At 70.6% G+C, this 20,173-nt stretch carries 20 protein-coding genes; 16 read left to right on the top strand and 4 right to left on the bottom strand.

Annotated elements, in window-relative coordinates; translation table 11 throughout:
• Positions 1-79: 79 nt before the first annotated feature.
• Both mqnC and IF00_RS0116890 read left to right on the top strand, forming a co-directional pair.
• Positions 80-1,279, top strand: coding sequence for a cyclic dehypoxanthinyl futalosine synthase (mqnC, locus tag IF00_RS0116895; protein ID WP_030318859.1), 1,200 nt, complete (start codon positions 80-82; stop codon positions 1,277-1,279).
• Positions 1,280-1,286: 7 nt separating this feature from the next.
• On the top strand, positions 1,287-1,886 hold the full coding sequence (locus tag IF00_RS0116890; RefSeq protein ID WP_030318855.1) for an imidazolonepropionase-like domain-containing protein: 600 nt from the start codon (positions 1,287-1,289) through the stop codon (positions 1,884-1,886).
• A 36-nt stretch (positions 1,887-1,922) separates the two neighbouring features.
• Here the strand turns inward: IF00_RS0116890 and IF00_RS0116885 are convergent, their stop codons facing one another.
• The gene (locus IF00_RS0116885; protein WP_030318853.1) at positions 1,923-2,750 is read right to left on the bottom strand and encodes a hypothetical protein; all 828 of its coding nucleotides are present in this window, start codon (positions 2,748-2,750) and stop codon (positions 1,923-1,925) included.
• A gap of 8 nt (positions 2,751-2,758) precedes the next feature.
• Complete coding sequence (locus IF00_RS0116880; RefSeq protein WP_078944710.1) at positions 2,759-3,379, bottom strand: SigE family RNA polymerase sigma factor; 621 nt, start codon at positions 3,377-3,379, stop codon at positions 2,759-2,761.
• 127 nt (positions 3,380-3,506) lie between these two features.
• Here IF00_RS0116880 and IF00_RS0116875 point away from each other — a divergent pair, with 127 nt between their 5' ends.
• A complete protein-coding gene (locus IF00_RS0116875) occupies positions 3,507-4,202 on the top strand; it encodes a demethylmenaquinone methyltransferase (RefSeq protein ID WP_030318849.1) in 696 nt (231 codons plus the stop codon).
• 296 nt (positions 4,203-4,498) lie between these two features.
• Positions 4,499-5,839 carry a geranylgeranyl reductase family protein gene (locus IF00_RS0116870; RefSeq protein WP_342451040.1) on the top strand — a complete coding sequence of 447 codons (1,341 nt, stop codon included), beginning with the start codon at positions 4,499-4,501 and terminating at the stop codon, positions 5,837-5,839.
• Here the strand turns inward: IF00_RS0116870 and IF00_RS0116865 are convergent.
• Positions 5,805-6,800 (bottom strand): helix-turn-helix domain-containing protein, encoded by a 996-nt coding sequence (locus IF00_RS0116865; RefSeq protein WP_030318847.1) that lies wholly within the window; start codon positions 6,798-6,800, stop codon positions 5,805-5,807. The two genes, IF00_RS0116870 and IF00_RS0116865, sit on opposite strands and share 35 nt — an antisense overlap.
• An 85-nt stretch (positions 6,801-6,885) precedes the next feature.
• Here IF00_RS0116865 and IF00_RS0116860 point away from each other — a divergent pair, with 85 nt between their 5' ends.
• A complete protein-coding gene (locus tag IF00_RS0116860) occupies positions 6,886-7,824 on the top strand; it encodes an NAD(P)-dependent oxidoreductase (protein ID WP_078944709.1) in 939 nt (312 codons plus the stop codon).
• A 90-nt stretch (positions 7,825-7,914) separates the two neighbouring features.
• Here IF00_RS0116860 and IF00_RS0116855 read toward each other — a convergent pair whose 3' ends face one another.
• Positions 7,915-8,796: a C40 family peptidase gene (locus IF00_RS0116855; RefSeq protein ID WP_030318845.1), complete on the bottom strand. Its 882-nt coding sequence runs from the start codon at positions 8,794-8,796 to the stop codon at positions 7,915-7,917.
• Positions 8,797-9,466: 670 nt separating this feature from the next.
• Here IF00_RS0116855 and IF00_RS0116850 point away from each other — a divergent pair.
• From IF00_RS0116850 to nuoK, 11 genes are all read left to right on the top strand, one after another.
• Positions 9,467-9,826, top strand: coding sequence for an NADH-quinone oxidoreductase subunit A (locus IF00_RS0116850; RefSeq protein ID WP_019888619.1), 360 nt, complete (start codon positions 9,467-9,469; stop codon positions 9,824-9,826).
• A gap of 17 nt (positions 9,827-9,843) precedes the next feature.
• The gene (locus tag IF00_RS0116845; protein WP_030318842.1) at positions 9,844-10,398 is read left to right on the top strand and encodes a NuoB/complex I 20 kDa subunit family protein; all 555 of its coding nucleotides are present in this window, start codon (positions 9,844-9,846) and stop codon (positions 10,396-10,398) included.
• 88 nt (positions 10,399-10,486) lie between these two features.
• A complete protein-coding gene (locus IF00_RS0116840; RefSeq protein ID WP_030318841.1) occupies positions 10,487-11,218 on the top strand; it encodes an NADH-quinone oxidoreductase subunit C in 732 nt (243 codons plus the stop codon).
• Positions 11,215-12,537, top strand: coding sequence for an NADH-quinone oxidoreductase subunit D (locus IF00_RS0116835; RefSeq protein ID WP_030318839.1), 1,323 nt, complete (start codon positions 11,215-11,217; stop codon positions 12,535-12,537). Before IF00_RS0116840 ends, IF00_RS0116835 begins: the two co-directional genes overlap by 4 nt.
• Positions 12,534-13,274, top strand: coding sequence for an NADH-quinone oxidoreductase subunit NuoE (gene nuoE, locus IF00_RS0116830; RefSeq protein ID WP_030318838.1), 741 nt, complete (start codon positions 12,534-12,536; stop codon positions 13,272-13,274). The genes IF00_RS0116835 and nuoE overlap by 4 nt, the downstream gene beginning before the upstream one ends.
• On the top strand, positions 13,271-14,623 hold the full coding sequence (gene nuoF / locus IF00_RS0116825; protein WP_106975816.1) for an NADH-quinone oxidoreductase subunit NuoF: 1,353 nt from the start codon (positions 13,271-13,273) through the stop codon (positions 14,621-14,623). The genes nuoE and nuoF overlap by 4 nt, the downstream gene beginning before the upstream one ends.
• Entirely contained in the window at positions 14,620-17,118 is a 2,499-nt protein-coding gene (locus IF00_RS0116820; protein ID WP_030318835.1) for an NADH-quinone oxidoreductase subunit G, read from the top strand. Before nuoF ends, IF00_RS0116820 begins: the two co-directional genes overlap by 4 nt.
• Positions 17,115-18,476: an NADH-quinone oxidoreductase subunit NuoH gene (gene nuoH, locus IF00_RS0116815; RefSeq protein WP_030318833.1), complete on the top strand. Its 1,362-nt coding sequence runs from the start codon at positions 17,115-17,117 to the stop codon at positions 18,474-18,476. The genes IF00_RS0116820 and nuoH overlap by 4 nt, the downstream gene beginning before the upstream one ends.
• The gene (gene nuoI, locus IF00_RS0116810) at positions 18,451-19,047 is read left to right on the top strand and encodes an NADH-quinone oxidoreductase subunit NuoI (protein ID WP_030318831.1); all 597 of its coding nucleotides are present in this window, start codon (positions 18,451-18,453) and stop codon (positions 19,045-19,047) included. Before nuoH ends, nuoI begins: the two co-directional genes overlap by 26 nt.
• A complete protein-coding gene (locus IF00_RS0116805) occupies positions 19,044-19,871 on the top strand; it encodes an NADH-quinone oxidoreductase subunit J (protein WP_030318829.1) in 828 nt (275 codons plus the stop codon). Before nuoI ends, IF00_RS0116805 begins: the two co-directional genes overlap by 4 nt.
• Positions 19,868-20,167, top strand: coding sequence for an NADH-quinone oxidoreductase subunit NuoK (gene nuoK / locus IF00_RS0116800; RefSeq protein WP_017239464.1), 300 nt, complete (start codon positions 19,868-19,870; stop codon positions 20,165-20,167). The genes IF00_RS0116805 and nuoK overlap by 4 nt, the downstream gene beginning before the upstream one ends.
• Positions 20,168-20,173 lie beyond the last annotated feature (6 nt).

Here is a 20,173-nt window from a genome sequence, read left to right as displayed (position 1 = left end):
CGCCACCCGACGGAAGCCGTGAGGAGCGCTGGCGTAGGCTGGTTCGGTCGACAGAACCCCTCCGAAAGGGACACACCCGGTGACCGAGAAGGCCGAACTCCAGTCTGTTCTCGACCGCGCTGCCGCGGGTGGCCGGATCACCCCCGAGGAGGCGCTCGACCTCTACCGCTCGGCGCCCCTGCACGCCCTCGGCTCCGCAGCCGACGCCGTGCGCCGCCGCCGGTACGCGGGGACCGAGCACATCGCGACGTACATCATCGAGCGGAACATCAACTACACGAACGTCTGCGTGACGGCGTGCAAGTTCTGCGCCTTCTACGCCGCCCCCAAGGACACGAAGAAGGGCTGGACCCGCGACCTCGACGACATCCTGCGCCGCTGCGCGGAGACCGTGGAGCTCGGCGGCACCCAGATCATGTTCCAGGGCGGCCACCACCCGGACTACGGCGTCGAGTACTACGAGAAGCACTTCGCCGCCATCAAGGCCGAGTTCCCGCAGCTGGTCATCCACTCCCTCGGCGCGTCCGAGGTCGAGCACATGGCCCGGATCAGCGGGGTCTCCGTCGAGGAGGCCATCACCCGGATCCACGCGGCGGGCCTCGACTCCTTCGCCGGCGCCGGTGCCGAGCTCCTGCCGGAGCGGCCGCGCAAGGCCATCGCCCCGCTGAAGGAGAGCGGCGAGCGCTGGCTGGAGATCATGGAGATCGCGCACGGCCTCGGGGTCGAGTCGACGTCCACCATGCTGATGGGCACCGGCGAGACCAACGCCGAGCGGATCGAGCACCTGCGGATGATCCGTGACGTGCAGGACCGGACGGGCGGCTTCCGGGCCTTCATCCCGTACACGTACCAGCCCGAGAACAACCACCTCAAGGGCCGCACGCAGGCCACGCTCCTCGAGTACCTGCGCATGATCGCCATCGGCCGGCTGTTCCTCGACAACGTCGCCCACATCCAGGGCTCGTGGCTCACCACGGGCAAGGAGATCGGCCAGCTCACCCTGCACTACGGCGCGGACGACCTCGGCTCGATCATGCTGGAGGAGAACGTCGTCTCCTCGGCCGGCGCCAAGCACCGCTCCAACCTGCGCGAGATGATCGACATGATCCGTACGGCGGACCGCGTCCCGGCGCAGCGCACCACGACCTACGAGCACATCGTCGTCCACGACGACCCGGCCGACGACCCGGTCGACGAGCGCGTCGCCTCCCACATCTCGTCCACGGCGATCGAGGGCGGCACGGCACACCCCGAGCTGAAGCTCCTCGACGCCAACTGACGCGCCCATGCTGACCATCCACGTCGCCGAGGCGTCGCCCGAGACAGCCGTCCTCGTCGACGGCGACCGCATCGCCGCCGTCGGCCCGTTCGACGACCTCGCCGCCGTCCGGCCCGAGGCCCGGGTGCGGCGATGGCCCGGCATCCTCACCCCCGGACTCCTCAACCCGTTCGGCCCCGAGCTGCTCGAAGGCATGTACCACCCGGACCCCCGGGAGGCCGAGGGCTTCGGCACCGAGCCGATCACCGGCGAGCGGGCCCAGCGGATCTTCCGCATGGACGCCTCGCGCCGCGGCGCCTCCGCACGCCGTGGCGTGCAGCGGCTGCTCGCCCACGGGACGGTCGCCATCGCGGGCGAACTGCGCGACCGGGCCGCCCTGGACGCCGTACGCCGGGCCGGTCTCGCCGTCGGCCGCCGCCCGGAGAAGCTCCCCGGCGGACCGTCGTTCTCGCCGGTGCCGCTGGTGCTCCTGCCGGCCCTGGCGCCGGGAGCCCCGGCCCGCTTCGCCGTCTTCGACGTCCCGGACCGGAGCTCCCTGGCCCGCCTCGGCGCGGCCACCTGCGTCGCCACCGTCATCGGCGGGCGGCTGGTGTTCCGGCAGCGCTAGCTCCGACGACGCGGTGCCCCCGTGCCGTTCCGCGGCTCACCCGCCCGGGATCGCGGGCGGCGCCTTCTTCTCGACCGGGTGCTCGTCCGTGTCCCTGACGAGGTCGAGGAAGCGCGGATCCTCGGCGACGGTCATCAGCTGTCGCGGTGTCACCGGCGCCGACACGTTCTCCGGGGCGACGGAGAGCGTGACGCGACTCCCGCCGTACAGGAAGGTCACGTCCGACCCCATCGTGTCCGACGTGTTGACCGGCATCGAGCGCAGCTGCGCCTCACGGTTCCCCGCGAACGTCACGGCCTCGCACGTGAACTTTCTGGCCGGCGCGGACAAGCAGGGTTCGAGCGTCCGGTCGTCGGTCGGCCGTACCGACACCGTCGTCTGGAAGGTCTTGCCGCCCGCGGTGATCCGGTACCAGCGCACGTTGTCCTTCACCGGCCGGATCTCGGTCACGGTCGCGGGGAGCAGGTCGTCGAGCAGGGCCGCCACCCGCTGCTGGTGGGCCGCGAGGCGCTCGCGCTCGGCCTCGGGCAGGCCGTCCGGGTTGTCGGGCGGCGTGACGCCCGGGGTCTCCTCGAAGACGACGGAGGGGTAGTGCGTGCTCGGTGCGGCGCCCGGGGTCGCGCCGGTCGACGGGGGAACGGCGGCGGGCATCGCGACCCCCGTGTTCGCCCCCGGCAGCAGGGTGAGGCCGAGTGCCCCCGCCGTGACCGCGCCGAACGCGGTCGTGACGATCGCGAGCCGGGCCCGCGTCCGTCGCCTGCGGCCCTTGCGCACCGCGAGCGGGGCGAGGTCGGGGAGCGGGGGAAGGTCGTCGGTCGTCCGGTCCATGGTGTCGCGGAGCAGGGAGATGTCGTGGCTGTCCACGGTGGGCCTCAGCTTCCTGTCGTGTAGAGCCCGGCATCACCCAGGCGTACGCGGAGTCGGGCGAGCGAACGTGAGCACTGGCTCTTGACCGTGGCCTCGCCGCAGCGCAGCAGCGAGGCCACGGAGGCCACGCTCTGGTCGTCCCAGTAGCGCAGGACGACCATCGCGCGGGCTCGTGGCGGCAGCTCGGCGAGCGCCGCGAGCAGGGTGACGCGCAGGTCGGTGTGGTCGGCGGCGGGTGCCGGGGCCATGCCGCCGGTCCGGGTGAACGCGAGCAGGTCGCGCAGTCCGCGCCGTCGCTCGCTCAGGAAGGTGCGGGTCAGCACCGTCTTGGCGTACGCGTGCGGATGGTCGGCGGTGCCCGCGCGCCGCCAGTGCTGGTACAGCTTGGCCAGCGTGGTCTGGGTCAGGTCGCGGGCGGTCTCGGGGTCGCCGCAGAGCAGGTACGCCGTGCGGTAGAGCCGCTGCTGCGCGACACGCGCGAACTCCTCGAACCCGGCGACCGTCCCGTCGCCGGCGCTGCCGGCCGGTCCGCCCGTCGTCGTTCCGGCCGGGCCGTCCGCCGGTCCGGGCCCTGATCGCGTCGCCCCGGTCGTCGGTCCGGGTCTCACTTCCGTCGGTACCGCCATCGCACCCCTGCCTTCCTCGCCGGCGTGCGCCGGCCGCTGTCATGCACTCACCCATCCTTGAGAGCGGTCGGGTCCAAAAGGTTGAAGCGGTACGAGGACGGAATTCGGCGGCTGCCACAATGGCCGGGTGACCCGAGCTTCCCTGGACAAGCAGCCGCACGAAGTCGCCTCGATGTTCGACGACGTGGCGGCGAACTACGACCTCACGAACGACGTGCTCTCCCTGGGCCAGGACCGGCGCTGGCGCAAGGAGGTCGCGAAGGCGGTCGACGCGCGCCCCGCGCAGAAGGTGCTGGACCTGGCCGCCGGTACGGCCACCTCCTCGCAGCCCTTCGCCCGCGCGGGCGCGTACGTCGTGCCCTGCGACTTCTCGCTCGGGATGCTCCGGGTCGGCAAGAAGAACCACCCGTGGATGCCGTTCACGGCCGGCGACGGCACGAAGCTGCCGTTCCGCGACGACGTGTTCGACGCGGTCACCATCTCCTTCGGCCTGCGGAACATCCAGGACACCGAGCAGGCGCTGCGCGAGATGTACCGCGTGACGAAGCCCGGTGGCCGGGTCGTCATCAGCGAGTTCTCGCACGCCACCTGGGCGCCGTTCCGCACGGTGTACGAGGAGTACCTGATGCGTGCGCTGCCGCCGGTGGCCCGCGCGGTCTCCTCGAACCCGGACGCGTACGTGTACCTGGCCGAGTCGATCCGCTCCTGGCCCGACCAGCCGACCCTCGCGGGCATGCTCCAGAAGGCCGGCTGGTCGCAGGTGGCCTGGCGGAACCTGACCGGCGGCATCGTCGCCCTCCACCGGGGCTTCAAGCCCGCCTGACCCCCTTCGCGCGCGGCGGAGTCTCCTTGCTCCCTTCCGCGCATGGCTGAGCCCTCCTCCACGGAGAGCCCGTAGCCGCCCACGCCCGTGTACACCGCGTCCGCCACGTCCCGGTGCACGGGCGTCCGGTTCACGAGGTCCGTCGGCGGGGTGCGCACCTGGGTGCCCGTCCGCAGGGACGGCCGCGCGGATGTACGAATTCCGGTGGGGTTCCCTCCCGACGGTCGCCCTCCGCACGGTCCTGCGCGTGTCCCTCCGGGTGGCCCTCCGGACAGCCCGTGACCCGCCCCCATAGACTGCCCGGGTACGTTCGTACCCCCTCTACCGTCGAGTCTTCGGGAGAATCCGCCGTGACCGAGCAGCCCCTCTCCGAGCACAGCGCGGACGTCATCGTCGTCGGGGCAGGCCCGGCCGGATCCACCACCGCGTACTACCTCGCCAAGGCCGGACTGGACGTCCTTCTCCTGGAGAAGACCGCGTTCCCGCGCGAGAAGGTCTGCGGCGACGGCCTCACCCCCCGCGCCACCAAGCAGCTCGTCTCCATGGGCATCGACATCTCCGAAGAGGCCGGCTGGCTGCGGAACAAGGGCCTGCGGATCATCGGCGGCGGCGTCCGCCTGGAGCTCGACTGGCCCGAACTCGCCTCGTACCCGGACTACGGGCTCGTCCGCAAGCGCGACGACTTCGACGAGCAGCTCGCCCGCCAGGCCCAGAAGGCCGGCGCGCGCCTCTACGAGCGCTGCAACGTCGGCGCCCCGGTCATCGACGACCGTACGGGCCGGATCACCGGCGTCCACGCCAAGCTCGGCGAGGAGAAGCGCGAGGTCACCTTCCACGCGCCGCTCGTCGTCGCCGCCGACGGCAACTCCACCCGGATCTCCCTGGCGATGGGCCTGCACCGGCGGGAGGACCGCCCGATGGGCGTCGCCGTCCGCACCTACTTCACCTCGCCCCGGCACGACGACGACTACCTGGAGTCCTGGCTGGAGCTGTGGGACCGGCGCGGCCCGCAGGACCGGCTCCTGCCGGGCTACGGCTGGGTCTTCGGCATGGGCGACGGCACGTCCAACGTCGGCCTCGGCATCCTCAACTCCTCGAAGGCCTTCCGCGAGCTGGACTGGCGCGAGGTCCTCAAGGCCTGGTGCGCCTCGATGCCGGAGGACTGGGGCTTCACCCCGGAGAACATGACGATGCCGATCCGCGGCGCCGCCCTCCCGATGGCCTTCAACCGCCAGCCGCACTACACCAAGGGCCTGCTGCTCGTCGGTGACGCCGGCGGCCTCGTCAACCCGTTCAACGGCGAGGGCATCGCGTACGCCATGGAGTCCGGCCAGATCGCGGCCGACGTCATCGTCCAGGCACACGCCCGCGCGACCCCCGCCCAGCGCGAACTCGCCCTGCAGAACTACCCGCAGGTCCTCAAGGACACCTACGGCGGCTACTACACGCTCGGCCGCGCCTTCGTGAAGCTCATCGGCAACCCGAAGGTCATGAAGATCGCGACCCAGCGCGGCCTGACCCACCCGCTGCTCATGAAGTTCACACTGAAGATGCTGGCGAACCTGACCGACCCGTCGGGCGGCGACGCCATGGACCGCATCATCAACGGACTCTCGAAGGTGGCCCCGAAGGCCTGAACGTCTGCCGGTAGCCGGACGGGGACACCCCGACGGCACGGGTGAAGTGGCGGCGCAGATTGGCCGCCGAGCCCAGCCCGCTGTGGTCGCCGACCAGCTCCACGGGCAGGTCGGTGGACTCGAGGAGGGTCTGGGCGCGGGCCACCCGCTGCTGGAGCAGCCACTGCAGCGGGGTGGTGCCGTACTCCTCGCGCACCCGCCGGTGGAAGGTGCGCGGGCTCATCCGGGCCCGCCGGGCCAGCTCCTCCACGGTCAGCGGCTCGGACAGGTGCTCGGTCGCCCACTGCAGCACGGGCCCCAGGCTGTCGTCGTCGCTCGGCGGGAGCGGCGCCTCGATGAACTGGGCCTGGCCGCCGGGACGGTGGGCCGGGACGACGAGACGGCGGGCGAGCTGCCCGGCGACGGTCGCCCCGAGATCGGTGCGCACCAGGTGCAGGCAGAGGTCGAGCGCGGCGGTGGCCCCGGCACTGGTCAGGACGGACCCCTCGTCCGTGTAGAGGACCGAGTCGTCCACGATCACCTCGGGGTGGCGGGCGGCCAGCTGCGCGCTGTGCTGCCAGTGCGCGGTGGCCCGGCGGCCGTCGAGGAGGCCGGCGGCGGCGAGCGCGAAGGCGCCGGTGCACAGCGACACCATCCGGGCGCCGGACGCGGCGGCCGCGCGCAGCGCCTCGACCAGCTCGGCCGGCACGTCCTCGCCGTCCTCCACGACCGCGTCGGGCACGGACGGCACGATGACGGTGTCCGCGCCCACGAGTCCGTCGAGACCGTGGTCGGTCCGCACGGAGAAGACGCCGCCCTCGCCGGAGTCCCCGCACAGCCGCAGCTCGTACCAGGGGTCGGCGAGGTCCGGATGCGGGATGCCGAAGACGCCGCACGCCAGGGAGAGTTCGTACAGCTCCCACAGCGACGTTCCGATCCGCCGGTCCGGTACGACGGCGATGGCGACGACCCCTGCGTTCATGCTGCCGACCGTACGGCAGGAATCGTGCGGCCGGCGTCGGTCCTGCCACTGTCGTCCGGATTCCGCCGCTGCGAGCGTGGATCCCATGAGCGCACAGAACCCCGACGCACAGAACCCCGACGCACAGAACCCCGACGCACAGCACGTCACCGATCAGCACGCCGACGCACAGAGCATCACCGTCATCGGTCTCGGCCAGATGGGCTCCGCCCTCGCCGGCGCCTTCCTCGCCGCCGGCCACCGCACCACCGTCTGGAACCGCACTCCCGGGAAGGCCGACGCCCTCGTCGCCCGGGGCGCCGTCCGCGCCGCCTCCGTGGCGGAGGCCGTCGCCGCGAGCGAGCTCGTCGTGGTCTGCGTCCTCGACCACCCGGCCGTCCGCGGACTCCTCGCCCCCGTGACCGGGTCGCTGCGGGGCCGGGTCCTGGTGAACCTCACCTCCGGTTCGCCCGAACAGGCCCGAGCGGAGGCGGAGTGGGCCGCCGAGCACGGCATCGGCTACCTCGACGGCGCCGTCATGACGACCCCGCCGGGGGTCGGCGACAGCGCCAGCATGGTCCTCTACTCGGGCTCGCCCGAGCTGCTCGCCGCGCACCGCGCGACGCTCGCCGTTCTCGGCGACCCGGTGGACCTCGGCGCGGACGCGGGGCTCGCCTCGCTCTACGACGCGGGGCTGCTCGGCCTCATGTGGTCCGTCTTCGGCGGCTGGCTGCACGCGACCGCCCTCGCGGGCGCGGACGGGGTGCCGGCCAGGGACTTCACGGCGGTGGCGACCCGCTGGCTGAAGACGGTCTCCTGGTTCATGACGGGGTACGCCGAGCAGATCGACGAGGGGAGGTACCCGGGCGCGGACGCCACGATCGACGTCCAGGTGGCGGCGATCGGGCACCTGCTGCACGCGGGGGAAGCGCGGGGCGTCGACAACCGGCTGCCGGAGCTGCACCTGGACCTGATGCGCGCCGCGGTCGAGGCGGGCCACGGAGGGGACAGTTACGCCCGGATCATCGAAAACTTCCGCATGTAGGACTTACGGACCGTACAGTCATCGAACAGGGAAAAGCCGTCACTCCCCCGAGGAGTGACGGCTTCTCGTGTGCCGCGGGGAGCGGGCCGGTCAGAGGAGACGGACCGCGCCGGAGGGCATGTCCCAGTCCAGGGAGCGCTCGACGACACCGGTCGACGAGTTCTGCGCGCCGACGTAGTTGCCGCCGCCCACGTAGATCGCGACGTGGTACGAGCCGCTGCGGCTGCCCCAGTACAGGATGTCGCCCGGCTGGAGGTTGCTCAGGGAGACGGAGGTGCCCATGCTCGACTGGTCGTACGAGATGCGGGGCAGGTCGATGTTGGCCTGGCGGTAGGCGGCCTGGACGAGGCCGGAGCAGTCCCAGGAGTTGGGGCCGGTGCCGCCGGTGACGTACGAGTCGCCGATCTGGGCGCGGGCGAAGGCCACGATCGCGGCTGCGGAGCCGGAGGGGGCCTGGGTCTGGCTCTCGCCGGAACCGGCCGAGGAGCCGGAGTCCGAGGAGCCGCCGGCGGACGTCGCGGCGAGCTGGGTGCGCTCACTGGTACGGGAGGCGCGCTCCTGGGCTTCCTTGCGCTCCTGCTCGGCCTTGGCCTCGGCCTCGGCCTTGAGACGGGCCTTCTCGGCCTTCTCGGCGGCGGCCTTGCGGTCGGCCTCGGCCTTGGCCTTCTTGGCCTCCTGGGCGGCCTTCTGCAGCGCCAGGTTCTCCTGCGTCTGGAGGCTCTGGTCGAGCGCCTCCTGCTGGGAGGCCTCGGCGGAGGCGGCGACGGCGGAGGCGAGACCGGTGCCGGTCTCGAGGGAGCCCAGGGTGGGCATTTCGATGGTCTCGGTCACCGGCTCGGCATTCGCCGGCCCGGCAGCACCGGCCACCGCGATGGTGCCGAGGACGCCACCGGCAACTCCGGCTCGCAGCGCGAGCTTCGAGGCGCTGCGGCGGGGCTTCCGGTGGCTGGGTATGTGAGCGGTGTGGGACATGAGGACAACCGCTATCAGGGCTTCACGGTTCCCTTCAAGAAACGTGGGTTGCGCCACAGTTACGTTCGGAATCTCCTAATCCGCTTCTGTGGCGCCCTTATTGACGCCGTAACGGGCAAATCGGGCAGAGCTCATCTGGCCCTTGATCACGGGTTTTCAATGAAACGCCCGAATTGCCCGACGCTTACCACCTCTTGACGCATGTGGCCAAGCCCCATGTTTTTGGAGGCGCCGAGGTGTGGTGCAGGTCACACTTCCGTCTCACGAACGCTCGTGAACGGGTGCACGCGTCCACCGCCGTACGCCGGACCCCCCGACCGGGCGACAGCCGCTTCCTTTATCACCCGGATGCGTCCATCGCCAATTTGCCTGTAGTGACCATCACTTGATAGTGCGACACCCCCTCCGATCAGCGATTTCCGGTCCGGATGTCACATCTGGTGATCACCTGGGCGCTTCGCGCAACAAGATCACCGCTCATCCGACTTCATGATCCTTCGTCAGGTGGTGGAGATCACAAAGTCGTTGGCGTACCCCGTGTCGCAGATCACAGAGGGGCAGGCATAGGATGCGGGGCAGCCGGGCTTGTGAACTGCCTCACATGGGGGCGATCTTTCACGGTCCGGCCGTGCGGTCCAACGGTCAAGGACGACTGGAAGGAGCGAGGAGCGTGAATGCGTACGCGCCCGTCCTCGTGCTCGGTGCCCTGGGTGCGGGGTTTGCGATCTTCTCCGTGGTCATGGCCACGCTTATCGGGCCAAAGCGGTACAACAGGGCAAAGCTTGAGGCGTACGAGTGCGGCATCGAGCCGACACCCACTCCCGCCGGAGGCGGCCGCTTCCCGATCAAGTACTACCTGACGGCGATGCTCTTCATCGTCTTCGACATCGAGATCGTCTTCCTCTACCCCTGGGCGGTCACCTTCGACGCCCTGGGGCTTTTCGGGCTCGTGGAGATGCTGCTCTTCGTGCTCACCGTCTTCGTCGCCTACGCGTATGTGTGGCGTCGCGGCGGCCTGGAATGGGACTGAAGGGCTGAGGGGCACCTATGGGACTCGAAGAGAAACTCCCGAGCGGCTTTCTGCTGACGACGGTCGAACAGGCCGCGGGCTGGGTGCGCAAGGCGTCCGTGTTCCCCGCGACCTTCGGCCTCGCCTGCTGCGCCATCGAGATGATGACCACCGGAGCCGGCCGGTACGACCTGGCCCGCTTCGGCATGGAGGTCTTCCGCGGCTCACCGCGCCAGGCCGATCTGATGATCGTGGCCGGCCGGGTCAGCCAGAAGATGGCGCCGGTCCTGAGGCAGGTCTACGACCAGATGCCCAACCCCAAGTGGGTCATCTCCATGGGCGTCTGCGCCTCCTCGGGCGGCATGTTCAACAACTACGCGATCGTCCAGGGCGTCGACCACATCGTGCCGGTCGACATCTACCTGCCCGGCTGCCCGCCGCGCCCGGAGATGCTGCTCGACGCGATCCTCAAGCTCCACCAGAAGATCCAGAGCTCCAAGCTCGGCGTGAACGCCGAGGAGGCGGCCCGGGAGGCGGAGGAGGCGGCGCTCAAGGCGCTGCCGACGATCGAACTGAAGGGTCTGCTGAGGTGACCGACGCACGCGCGGCCGCCGGGCCGCAGCAAGCAACGAAGCCGGCACCTCTGCGCCGCGCGGGCGGAGAAGGGAACGGTTCGGCACAGTGAGCGACGAGACACCCAACCCAGAGAAGGACCTCAGCGCGCAGAACCTGCCGGGGCAGCGCGGGGAGCACGGCGAGGAGGTCCGCGTCCAGCGCGGCATGTTCGGCGCCAACAACGGCGGCGACACCTCCGGCTACGGCGGACTCGTCCGCTCGATCCGGCTCCCCGGCCCGGCCACCCGCCCCTACGGCGGCTGGTTCGACGAGGTGGCCGACGAACTCGAGGGCGCGCTGGAGGAGCAGGGCCTGCTCCCCGAGAACGCCATCGAGAAGACGGTCGTCGACCGGGGCGAGCTCACCTTCCACATCGAGCGGGAGCACCTCGTCCGGGTCGCCAGGACCCTCCGCGACGACCCGGCACTCCGCTTCGAGCTCTGCACCGGCGTCTCGGGCGTCCACTACCCGGGCGACAAGGGCCGCGAGCTGCACGCCGTCTACCACCTGCGCTCGCTCACCCACGGGCGGCTGATCCGCCTGGAGACGTCCGCCCCGGACACCGACCCGCACCTGCCGTCCCTCGTCGCGGTCTACCCGACGAACGACTGGCACGAGCGCGAGACGTACGACTTCTTCGGCATCGTCTTCGACGGCCACCCCGCCCTCACCCGGATCATGATGCCGGACGACTGGCAGGGCCACCCGCAGCGCAAGGACTACCCCCTCGGTGGCATCGCCATCGAGTACAAGGGCGCCCAGATCCCGGCTCCGGACCAGCGGAGGTCGTACTCGTGAGCACTTCCCACGCGTCTCCCCGCGAGACGACAGAAGGCACCGTCTACACGGTGACCGGCGGTGACTGGGAAGAGGTCGTCCAGTCCGCCGCGAAGGCCGACGACGAGCGCATCATCGTCAACATGGGCCCCCAGCACCCGTCCACCCACGGCGTGCTCCGGCTCATCCTGGAGATCGACGGCGAGACCGTCACCGAGGCCCGCTGCGGCATCGGCTACCTCCACACCGGCATCGAGAAGAACCTCGAGTACCGGACCTGGACGCAGGGCACCACCTTCGTCACGCGCATGGACTACCTCACCTCGTTCTACAACGAGACGGCGTACTGCCTGGGCGTGGAGAAGCTGCTCGGCATCACCGACCAGATCCCCGACCGGGCGAGCGTCATCCGCGTCCTGCTGATGGAGCTCAACCGGCTCTCCTCCCACCTGGTGTGCATCGCCACCGGCGGCATGGAGCTCGGCGCCACCACGATCATGATCTACGGCTTCCGGGACCGCGAGATGATCCTGGACCTGTACGAGCTGATCACCGGCCTGCGGATGAACCACGCGTTCATCCGCCCCGGCGGCCTCGCCCAGGACCTGCCGCCGGGCGCCGTCGACGCCGTGCGCGAGTTCGTGAAGACCATGAAGAAGAACCTGCCGGAGTACGACAAGCTCGCCACCGGCAACCCCATCTTCAAGGCCCGCATGCAGGACGTCGGCTACCTCGACCTCACCGGCTGCATGGCGCTCGGCGCCACCGGACCGATCCTGCGCTCGGCGGGCCTCCCGCACGACCTGCGCAAGACCGACCCGTACTGCGGCTACGAGGACTACGACTTCGAGGTCCCCACCGCCGACACCTGCGACTCCTACGGACGCTTCCTCGTCCGCCTGGAGGAGATGCGGCAGTCCCTCCGGATCGTCGAGCAGTGCCTCGACCGTCTGGAGCCGGGCGACGTCATGGTCGGCGACAAGAAGATCGCCTGGCCCGCGCAGCTCGCGCTCGGCGTCGACGGCCTCGGCAACTCCATGGACCACATCGCGAAGATCATGGGCACCTCCATGGAGGCCCTGATCCACCACTTCAAGCTGGTCACCGAAGGCTTCCGGGTCCCGGCCGGGCAGGCCTACGCGGCCGTCGAGTCGCCCAAGGGCGAGCTCGGCGTGCACGTCGTCTCCGACGGCGGCACACGCCCCTTCCGGGTCCACTTCCGCGACCCGTCCTTCACCAACCTCCAGGCCATGGCCGCGATGTGCGAGGGCGGCCAGGTCGCCGACGTCATCGTCGCCGTCGCCTCCATCGACCCCGTGATGGGAGGCGTCGACCGATGACCGACCAGATCAGTCTGGGCATGCCCCAGCTCCCCGCCCCCGCGTACCCGGCCGAGGTCCACGCCCGCCTGACGGAGGACGCGCGGGCGATCATCGACCGCTACCCGGACTCCCGCTCCGCGCTCCTGCCGATGCTGCACCTCGTGCAGTCGGAGGAGGGTCATGTCACCCGTACCGGCATGGCGTTCTGCGCCGAGACCCTCGGCCTGACCACCGCCGAGGTCACCGCCGTCGCCACCTTCTACACGATGTACCGGCGCAAGCCCTCCGGCGACTACCAGGTCGGCGTCTGTACGAACACGCTCTGCGCGGTCATGGGCGGCGACGCCATCTTCGAGGAGCTCAAGGAGCACCTCGCCGTCGGCAACAACGAGACCACCGACGACGGCAAGATCACGCTCGAGCACATCGAGTGCAACGCGGCCTGCGACTTCGCCCCCGTGGTGATGGTCAACTGGGAGTTCTTCGACAACCAGACCCCCGAGTCCGCCAAGCGCATGGTCGACGACCTGCGGGCCGGCCGGACCGTCGAACCCACCCGCGGCGCCCCGATCTGCACGTTCAAGGAGACCGCGCGCATCCTCGCCGGCTTCCCCGACGAGCGCCCCGGCGCCGTCGAGGCCACCGGCGGCGCGGGCCCCGCCTCGCTCGTGGGACTCCGCCTCGCCAAGGGCGAGCAGCCGCACCACCGAATCGTCCACCCGCGTGGTGAGACCTCCGGTCAGGAGGGGGAGTGATGACCTTGGCCGCCGAGATCAACAACAGCAGCCCCGAGAAGCTCCTGTCGCCCGTTCTCTCCGCTTTCTGGGACCAGCCCGACTCCTGGACCCTGGAGACCTACGAGCGGCACGAGGGATACCAGGGGCTCAGGCGGGCCCTCGCGATGAGCCCCGACGCCCTCATCGCGTACGTCAAGGAATCCGGCCTCCGCGGACGCGGCGGCGCAGGCTTCCCCACCGGCATGAAGTGGCAGTTCATCCCGCAGGGCGACGGCAAGCCGCACTACCTCGTCGTCAACGCCGACGAGTCCGAGCCCGGCACCTGCAAGGACATCCCCCTTCTCTTCGCCAACCCGCACTCCCTCATCGAGGGAATGATCATCGCCTGCTACGCGATCCGCTCCGAGCACGCGTTCATCTACCTGCGCGGCGAGGTCGTCCCCGTCCTGCGCCGCCTCCACGAGGCGGTGCGCGAGGCGTACGCCGCCGGCTACCTCGGCCGGGACGTCCTCGGCAGCGGACTGAACCTGGACATCACCGTGCACGCCGGCGCCGGCGCGTACATCTGCGGTGAGGAGACCGCGCTGCTCGACTCGCTCGAAGGGCGCCGCGGCCAGCCCCGGCTGCGCCCGCCCTTCCCCGCGGTCGCCGGTCTGTACGCCTGCCCCACTGTGGTGAACAACGTCGAGTCCATCGCGTCCGTTCCCGCGATCCTCAACCGGGGCAAGGAGTGGTTCACCTCGATGGGCAGCGAGAAGTCCCCGGGCTTCACGCTGTACTCGCTGTCCGGCCACGTCTCCTCTCCCGGCCAGTACGAGGCGCCCCTCGGCATCACCCTGCGCCAGCTCCTCGACATGAGCGGCGGCATGCGCCCCGGCCACCGGCTCAAGTTCTGGACGCCCGGCGGCTCCTCCACTCCGATGTTCACCGACGAGCACCTCGACGTCCCCCTCGACTACGAGGGCGTCGGCGCCGCCGGATCGATGCTCGGAACGAAGGCGCTCCAGTGCTTCGACGAGACCACCTGCGTCGTCCGGGCCGTCACCCGCTGGACCGAGTTCTACGCCCACGAGTCCTGCGGCAAGTGCACGCCATGCCGAGAAGGCACGTACTGGCTCGTCCAGTTGCTCCGTGACATCGAGGCCGGCAAGGGCAAGCTGTCCGACCTCGACAAGCTCAACGACATCGCCGACAACATCAACGGCAAGTCGTTCTGCGCCCTCGGCGACGGCGCCGCCTCGCCGATCTTCTCCTCGCTCAAGTACTTCCGCGAGGAGTACGAGCAGCACATCACCGGCCGCGGCTGCCCCTTCGACCCGGCCAAGTCGACCGCCTGGGCGGACAACCACAAGGAGGTGACCGCATGACCGTCATCGCGTCCACCCCCAGTGGCGGCGGCAGCGCGCCGGTGCCGCCCGAGGACCTCGTGACGCTGACCATCGACGGCGCCGAGATCTCCGTCCCCAAGGGGACGCTCGTCATCCGCGCCGCCGAACAGCTCGGCATCGAGATCCCGCGCTTCTGCGACCACCCGCTCCTCGACCCCGCGGGCGCCTGCCGCCAGTGCATCGTCGAGGTCGAGGGCCAGCGCAAGCCGATGGCCTCCTGCACCATCACCTGCACCGACGGCATGGTGGTGAAGTCGCAGCTGACCAGCCCCGTCGCCGAGAAGGCCCAGCACGGCGTGATGGAGCTGCTGCTCGTCAACCACCCGCTGGACTGTCCCGTCTGCGACAAGGGCGGCGAGTGCCCCCTGCAGAACCAGGCGATGTCCCACGGGCAGGCCGAGTCCCGCTTCGAGGGCGTCAAGCGGACGTACGAGAAGCCGGTCCCGATCTCCACCCAGGTGCTGCTCGACCGCGAGCGGTGCGTGCTCTGCGCCCGCTGCACCCGCTTCTCCAACCAGGTCGCGGGCGACCCGATGATCGAGCTGATCGAGCGCGGCGCGCTCCAGCAGGTCGGCACCGGCGAGGGCGACCCCTTCGAGTCGTACTTCTCCGGCAACACCATCCAGATCTGCCCCGTCGGCGCCCTCACCTCGGCCGCCTACCGTTTCCGCTCCCGCCCCTTCGACCTGGTCTCCTCGCCGTCGGTCTGCGAGCAGTGCGCCGGCGGCTGCGCCACCCGCACCGACCACCGGCGCGGCAAGGTCATGCGGCGGCTCGCCGCCGAGGACCCGGAGGTCAACGAGGAGTGGATCTGCGACAAGGGCCGGTTCGGCTTCCGCTATGCCCAGCAGCGCGACCGGCTCACCACCCCGCTGGTCCGCAACCCCGAGACCGGTGAGCTGGAGACCGCGTCCTGGCCCGAGGCCCTGGAGGCGGCCGCCCGCGGTCTCGTCCGCGGCCGCACCGGCGTCCTCACCGGCGGCAGGCTGACCGTCGAGGACTCCTACGCGTACGCCAAGTTCGCCCGGGTCGCCCTCGACACCAACGACATCGACTTCCGCGCCCGGATCCACTCCGGCGAGGAGGCCGACTTCCTGGCCTCCGCCGTCGCCGGACGCGGCCGCGACCTGGACGGCACGGGCGTCACGTACACCTCGCTCGAAGCCGCCCCGGCCGTCCTCCTCGTCGGCCTGGAGTCCGAGGAGGAGGCCCCCGGCGTCTTCCTGCGGCTCCGCAAGGCCTGGCGCAAGCACGGCCAGAAGACCTACGCGGTCGCGGCCTTCGCCACCCGCGGCCTGGAGAAGTCGGGCGGCACCCTGCTGCCCGCCGCCCCCGGCACCGAGACCGAGTGGCTCGACGCGCTCACCTCCCGGGTGGGCCTCGAAGGCGACGGGCTCGCCGCCGCCGAGGCCCTCCGCCAGGAAGGCGCGGTCCTGGTCGTCGGTGAACGCCTCGCCGGCGTCCCCGGCGCCCTGACGGCCGCCCTGCGCGCCTCCGCCGCCACCGGCGCCCGGCTCGTGTGGATCCCGCGCCGCTCCGGCGAACGCGGAGCCGTCGAGGCCGGAGCGCTCCCCGCGCTGCTGCCCGGCGGCCGGCCCGCCACGAACCCGCGCGCGCGTGAGGAGGTCGCCGCCGCCTGGGGCGTCCGCGAACTCCCGCACGGCTACGGCCGCGACACCGGCCAGATCGTGGAGGCCGCCGCCACCGGCGAACTCGCCGCCCTGCTCGTCGGTGCCGTCGAGGTCTCCGACCTCCCGGACCCGGCACGCGCGCGGGAAGCCCTCGACGCGGCCTTCGTCGTCTCCCTGGAGCTGCGGCCCAGCGAGGTCACCGCACGCGCCGACGTCGTCCTCCCGGTCGCCGCGGTCGCCGAGAAGCCCGGCACCTTCCTCAACTGGGAGGGCAGGGCCCGGATGTTCGAGGCCGCGCTCAAGCCCGAGCAGATGACCCGGCCCCTGGCTCCCGCGGACGCGCGCGTGCTCCACATGCTCGCCGACGCCCTCGACGCCCACCTGGCGCTGCCCGACCTCAGGGCCGTACGCCGGGAACTCGACCGGCTCGGCGGCTGGACGGAGGAGCGGGCCTCCGAGCCCGTCGAACCCGGCCAGGCCGCGCCCCGGCCCGGCGACGGCGAGGCCGTCCTCGCCGGACACCGGATGCTGCTCGACCTCGGCCGGCTCCAGGAGGGCGACACCGCCCTCGCCGGTACCCGGCACGAGGCCGTCGCCCGGCTCTCCGCCGCCACCGCCGCCGACACCGGCGTCAAGGACGGCGACACCCTCGAAGTCACCGGCCCCGCGGGCTCCGTCGCCTTCCCGCTCCGGGTCACCGAGATGCCCGACCGTGTCGTCTGGCTCCCGCTGAACTCGGCCGGGCGCGGCGTCCTCTCCGACACCGGCGCCCACCCCGGCGACCTGGTCCGCATCGGCCCGGCGACCCCGAGGCCCGTCGATGTCACGGAGGTGCAGGCATGACCACGCCGCTCGCCGCCGAAGACCTGTCCATGTTCGGTACGGACCCCTGGTGGCTCGTCCTGATCAAGGCCGTCTTCTGCTTCGCCTTCCTGATGATCACCGTGCTGTTCTCCATCGTGTGGGAGCGCAAGGTCGTCGCCTGGATGCAGCTGCGCGTCGGCCCCAACCGGCACGGCCCCTGGGGCCTCCTCCAGTCCCTCGCGGACGGCGTCAAGCTGATGCTCAAGGAGGACGTGATCGTCAAGAAGGCCGACAAGGTCGTCTACGTCCTCGCCCCGATCATCGCGGCCATCCCGGCGTTCATGGCGATCGCCGTGATTCCCTTCGGCCCGGCCGGCAACGAGGTCTCGATCTTCGGTCACCGCACCTCGATGCAGCTCACCGACCTGCCGATCGCGATGCTGTACGTCCTCGCGGTCGCCTCCGTCGGCATCTACGGCATCGTCCTCGCCGGCTGGTCCTCCGGCTCCACGTACCCGCTGCTCGGCGGGCTCCGCTCCTGCGCGCAGATGATCTCGTACGAGATCGCGATGGGCGCGGCCTTCGCCTCCGTCTTCCTCTACTCCGGGTCGATGTCGACCTCGGCCATCGTCGAGGCGCAGGCGGACCGCTGGTTCGTGATCCTGCTGCCGGTCTCGTTCATCATCTATATCGTCACGATGGTCGGTGAGACGAACCGCGCCCCGTTCGACATGCCGGAGTCCGAGGGCGACCTCGTCGGCGGCTTCAACACCGAGTACTCGTCCATCAAGTTCGCGCTCTTCATGCTCGCCGAGTACGTGAACATGGTGACGGTCTCGGCCGTGTCGGTGACGCTCTTCCTGGGCGGCTGGCGGGCCCCGTACCCGGTCTCCACCTTCTGGGAGGGCGCGAACCACGGCTGGTGGCCGATGCTCTGGTTCGTCATCAAGGTGCAGCTGCTGCTCTTCTTCTTCATCTGGCTCCGCGGCACGCTGCCCCGCGTCCGCTACGACCAGCTGATGAAGCTCGGCTGGAAGGTCCTCATCCCGGTCTCCGTGGTCTGGCTGATGCTGGTCGCCACCGTCCGGGCGCTGCGGAACGAGAACATCGCCTTCGGCAACATCGTCCTGTACGTCGCGGGAGCCGTCCTCGGACTGCTGTTGCTCTCCTTCGTGGTCGACGTGTTCCGCGACCGCAGGGCGAAGGCCGCGGCGCCCGCCCCCGCGGACTCCCGCTCCTTCGACCCGATGGCCGGAGGCTTCCCCGTACCGCCCAAGCCCGGACAGTCCCTGCCGCCCGTGCCCCGGCGCAGGCCGCGGCAGGACCGGGACCTCGTTGCCAGTGGCGCCCCCGATACCGCTCCTGCGAGTGATGGAAAGGAGACGGACGGTGTCTGATTTCCAGAATCCGGTGGCCGGCTTCGGCGTGACCTTCAAGGCCATGTTCAAGAAGCGGCTGACCGAGCAGTACCCGGAGCAGCAGAAGACGACGGCGCCCCGCTTCCACGGCCGGCACCAGCTCAACCGTCACCCCGACGGTCTGGAGAAGTGCATCGGCTGCGAGCTGTGTGCCTGGGCGTGTCCGGCCGACGCCATCTACGTCGAGGGCGCGGACAACACGGACGAGGAGCGTTACTCCCCGGGCGAGCGGTACGGCCGCGTCTACCAGATCAACTACGCCCGCTGCATCCTCTGCGGACTCTGCATCGAGGCCTGCCCCACCCGGGCGCTGACGATGACCAACGAGTTCGAACTGGCCGACTCCTCCCGCGAGAACCTGATCTACACCAAGGAGCAGCTCCTCGCGGGCCTTGAGGACACCATGGTCGACTCGCCGCACGCGATCTTCCCGGGCATGACCGAGCAGGACTACTACCTGGGCCTCGTCGAGGGAGCCGCCCCCGGGACCGTCCGCCAGGTCGCCGTGTCCAAGGGGGAGAAGGACGAGCCGGAGGGGGCGGACGCATGAGCGTGAACCTCGCGGCCTACGCGACTTCTTCGGGTGAGGCCTTCCAGTTCTGGGTCCTCGGCACCGTCGCCGTCGTGGGAGCCCTCTGCACGATCCTGATGAGGCGGGCCGTGCACTCGGCGCTCTGCCTCGCCGGAACCATGATCATCCTGGCGGTCTTCTACCTGGCCAACGGGGCGTACTTCCTCGGCATCGTCCAGATCGTCGTCTACACCGGCGCGATCATGATGCTCTTCCTCTTCGTCGTCATGCTGGTCGGTGTCACGGCCGCGGACTCGCTGAAGGAGACCATCAAGGGCCAGCGCTGGTGGGCCGTCGCCTGCGGCCTCGGCTTCGGCATCCTGCTCGTCGCCGGCATCGGCAACGCCTCGCTGAAGGAGTTCGCGGGACTCGGCGCCGCCAACAGCGCCCACGGCGGAAACGTCGAGGGCCTCGCCGCCCTCATCTTCACCAAGTACGTCTTCGCCTTCGAGATCACCGGCGCGCTTCTCATCACCGCCGCCGTCGGCGCGATGGTGCTCACCCACCGCGAGCGCACCGAGCGGGCCGCCACCCAGCGTGAGCTCGCCGAGCAGCGCGTACGGGAAGGCAAGCACCTCCCGCCGCTCCCGGCGCCCGGTGTCTACGCCCGGCACAACGCCGTGGACATCGCCGGTCTGCTGCCCGACGGCACCCCGGCGGAGCTCACCGTCATGCAGACCCTGCGCAAGCGGGGCCAGATCCGGGACGTGTCCACCGAGGCACTCGCCGACCTCAAGGCCCTGGAGCAGCGCTCCGAGGAGCGGCTCGGCCGCGACCGGGACGAAGAGGAGGCCACCCGGTGAATCCCGTCAACTACCTGTACCTCGCCGCGCTGCTGTTCACCATCGGTGCGGCCGGGGTCCTGATCCGGCGCAACGCGATCGTGGTCTTCATGTGCGTCGAGCTCATGCTCAACGCCTGCAACCTCGCGTTCGTCACCTTCTCCCGCATGCACGGAAACCTCGACGGCCAGATCATCGCGTTCTTCACGATGGTCGTCGCCGCCGCGGAGGTCGTCGTCGGGCTCGCGATCATCGTGTCCGTCTTCCGTGCCCGCCACTCGGCCTCGGTCGACGACGCCAGCCTGATGAAGCTGTGAGGGGCT

Source organism: Streptomyces flavochromogenes (assembly GCF_000717595.1).
GTDB lineage: Bacteria > Actinomycetota > Actinomycetes > Streptomycetales > Streptomycetaceae > Streptomyces > Streptomyces flavochromogenes.
Note: the sequence above shows the minus strand (reverse complement) of the source record. Positions and strands in the feature narration are given on the sequence as shown.

Bases quoted from the DNA above. Each gene is read 5' to 3' on its own strand.
- nuoI (WP_030318831.1), top strand. From the start codon at position 18,451: ATGGAAAGGAGACGGACGGTGTCTGATTTCCAGAATCCGGTGGCCGGC.
- IF00_RS0116855 (WP_030318845.1), bottom strand. From the start codon at position 8,796: ATGTCCCACACCGCTCACATACCCAGCCACCGGAAGCCCCGCCGCAGC.
- nuoE (WP_030318838.1), top strand. From the start codon at position 12,534: ATGACCGACCAGATCAGTCTGGGCATGCCCCAGCTCCCCGCCCCCGCG.
- IF00_RS0116890 (WP_030318855.1), top strand. From the start codon at position 1,287: ATGCTGACCATCCACGTCGCCGAGGCGTCGCCCGAGACAGCCGTCCTC.
- IF00_RS0116845 (WP_030318842.1), top strand. From the start codon at position 9,844: ATGGGACTCGAAGAGAAACTCCCGAGCGGCTTTCTGCTGACGACGGTC.
- IF00_RS0116805 (WP_030318829.1), top strand. From the start codon at position 19,044: ATGAGCGTGAACCTCGCGGCCTACGCGACTTCTTCGGGTGAGGCCTTC.
- IF00_RS0116865 (WP_030318847.1), bottom strand. From the start codon at position 6,800: ATGAACGCAGGGGTCGTCGCCATCGCCGTCGTACCGGACCGGCGGATC.
- IF00_RS0116820 (WP_030318835.1), top strand. From the start codon at position 14,620: ATGACCGTCATCGCGTCCACCCCCAGTGGCGGCGGCAGCGCGCCGGTG.
- IF00_RS0116880 (WP_078944710.1), bottom strand. From the start codon at position 3,379: ATGGCGGTACCGACGGAAGTGAGACCCGGACCGACGACCGGGGCGACG.
- nuoH (WP_030318833.1), top strand. From the start codon at position 17,115: ATGACCACGCCGCTCGCCGCCGAAGACCTGTCCATGTTCGGTACGGAC.
- IF00_RS0116860 (WP_078944709.1), top strand. From the start codon at position 6,886: ATGAGCGCACAGAACCCCGACGCACAGAACCCCGACGCACAGAACCCC.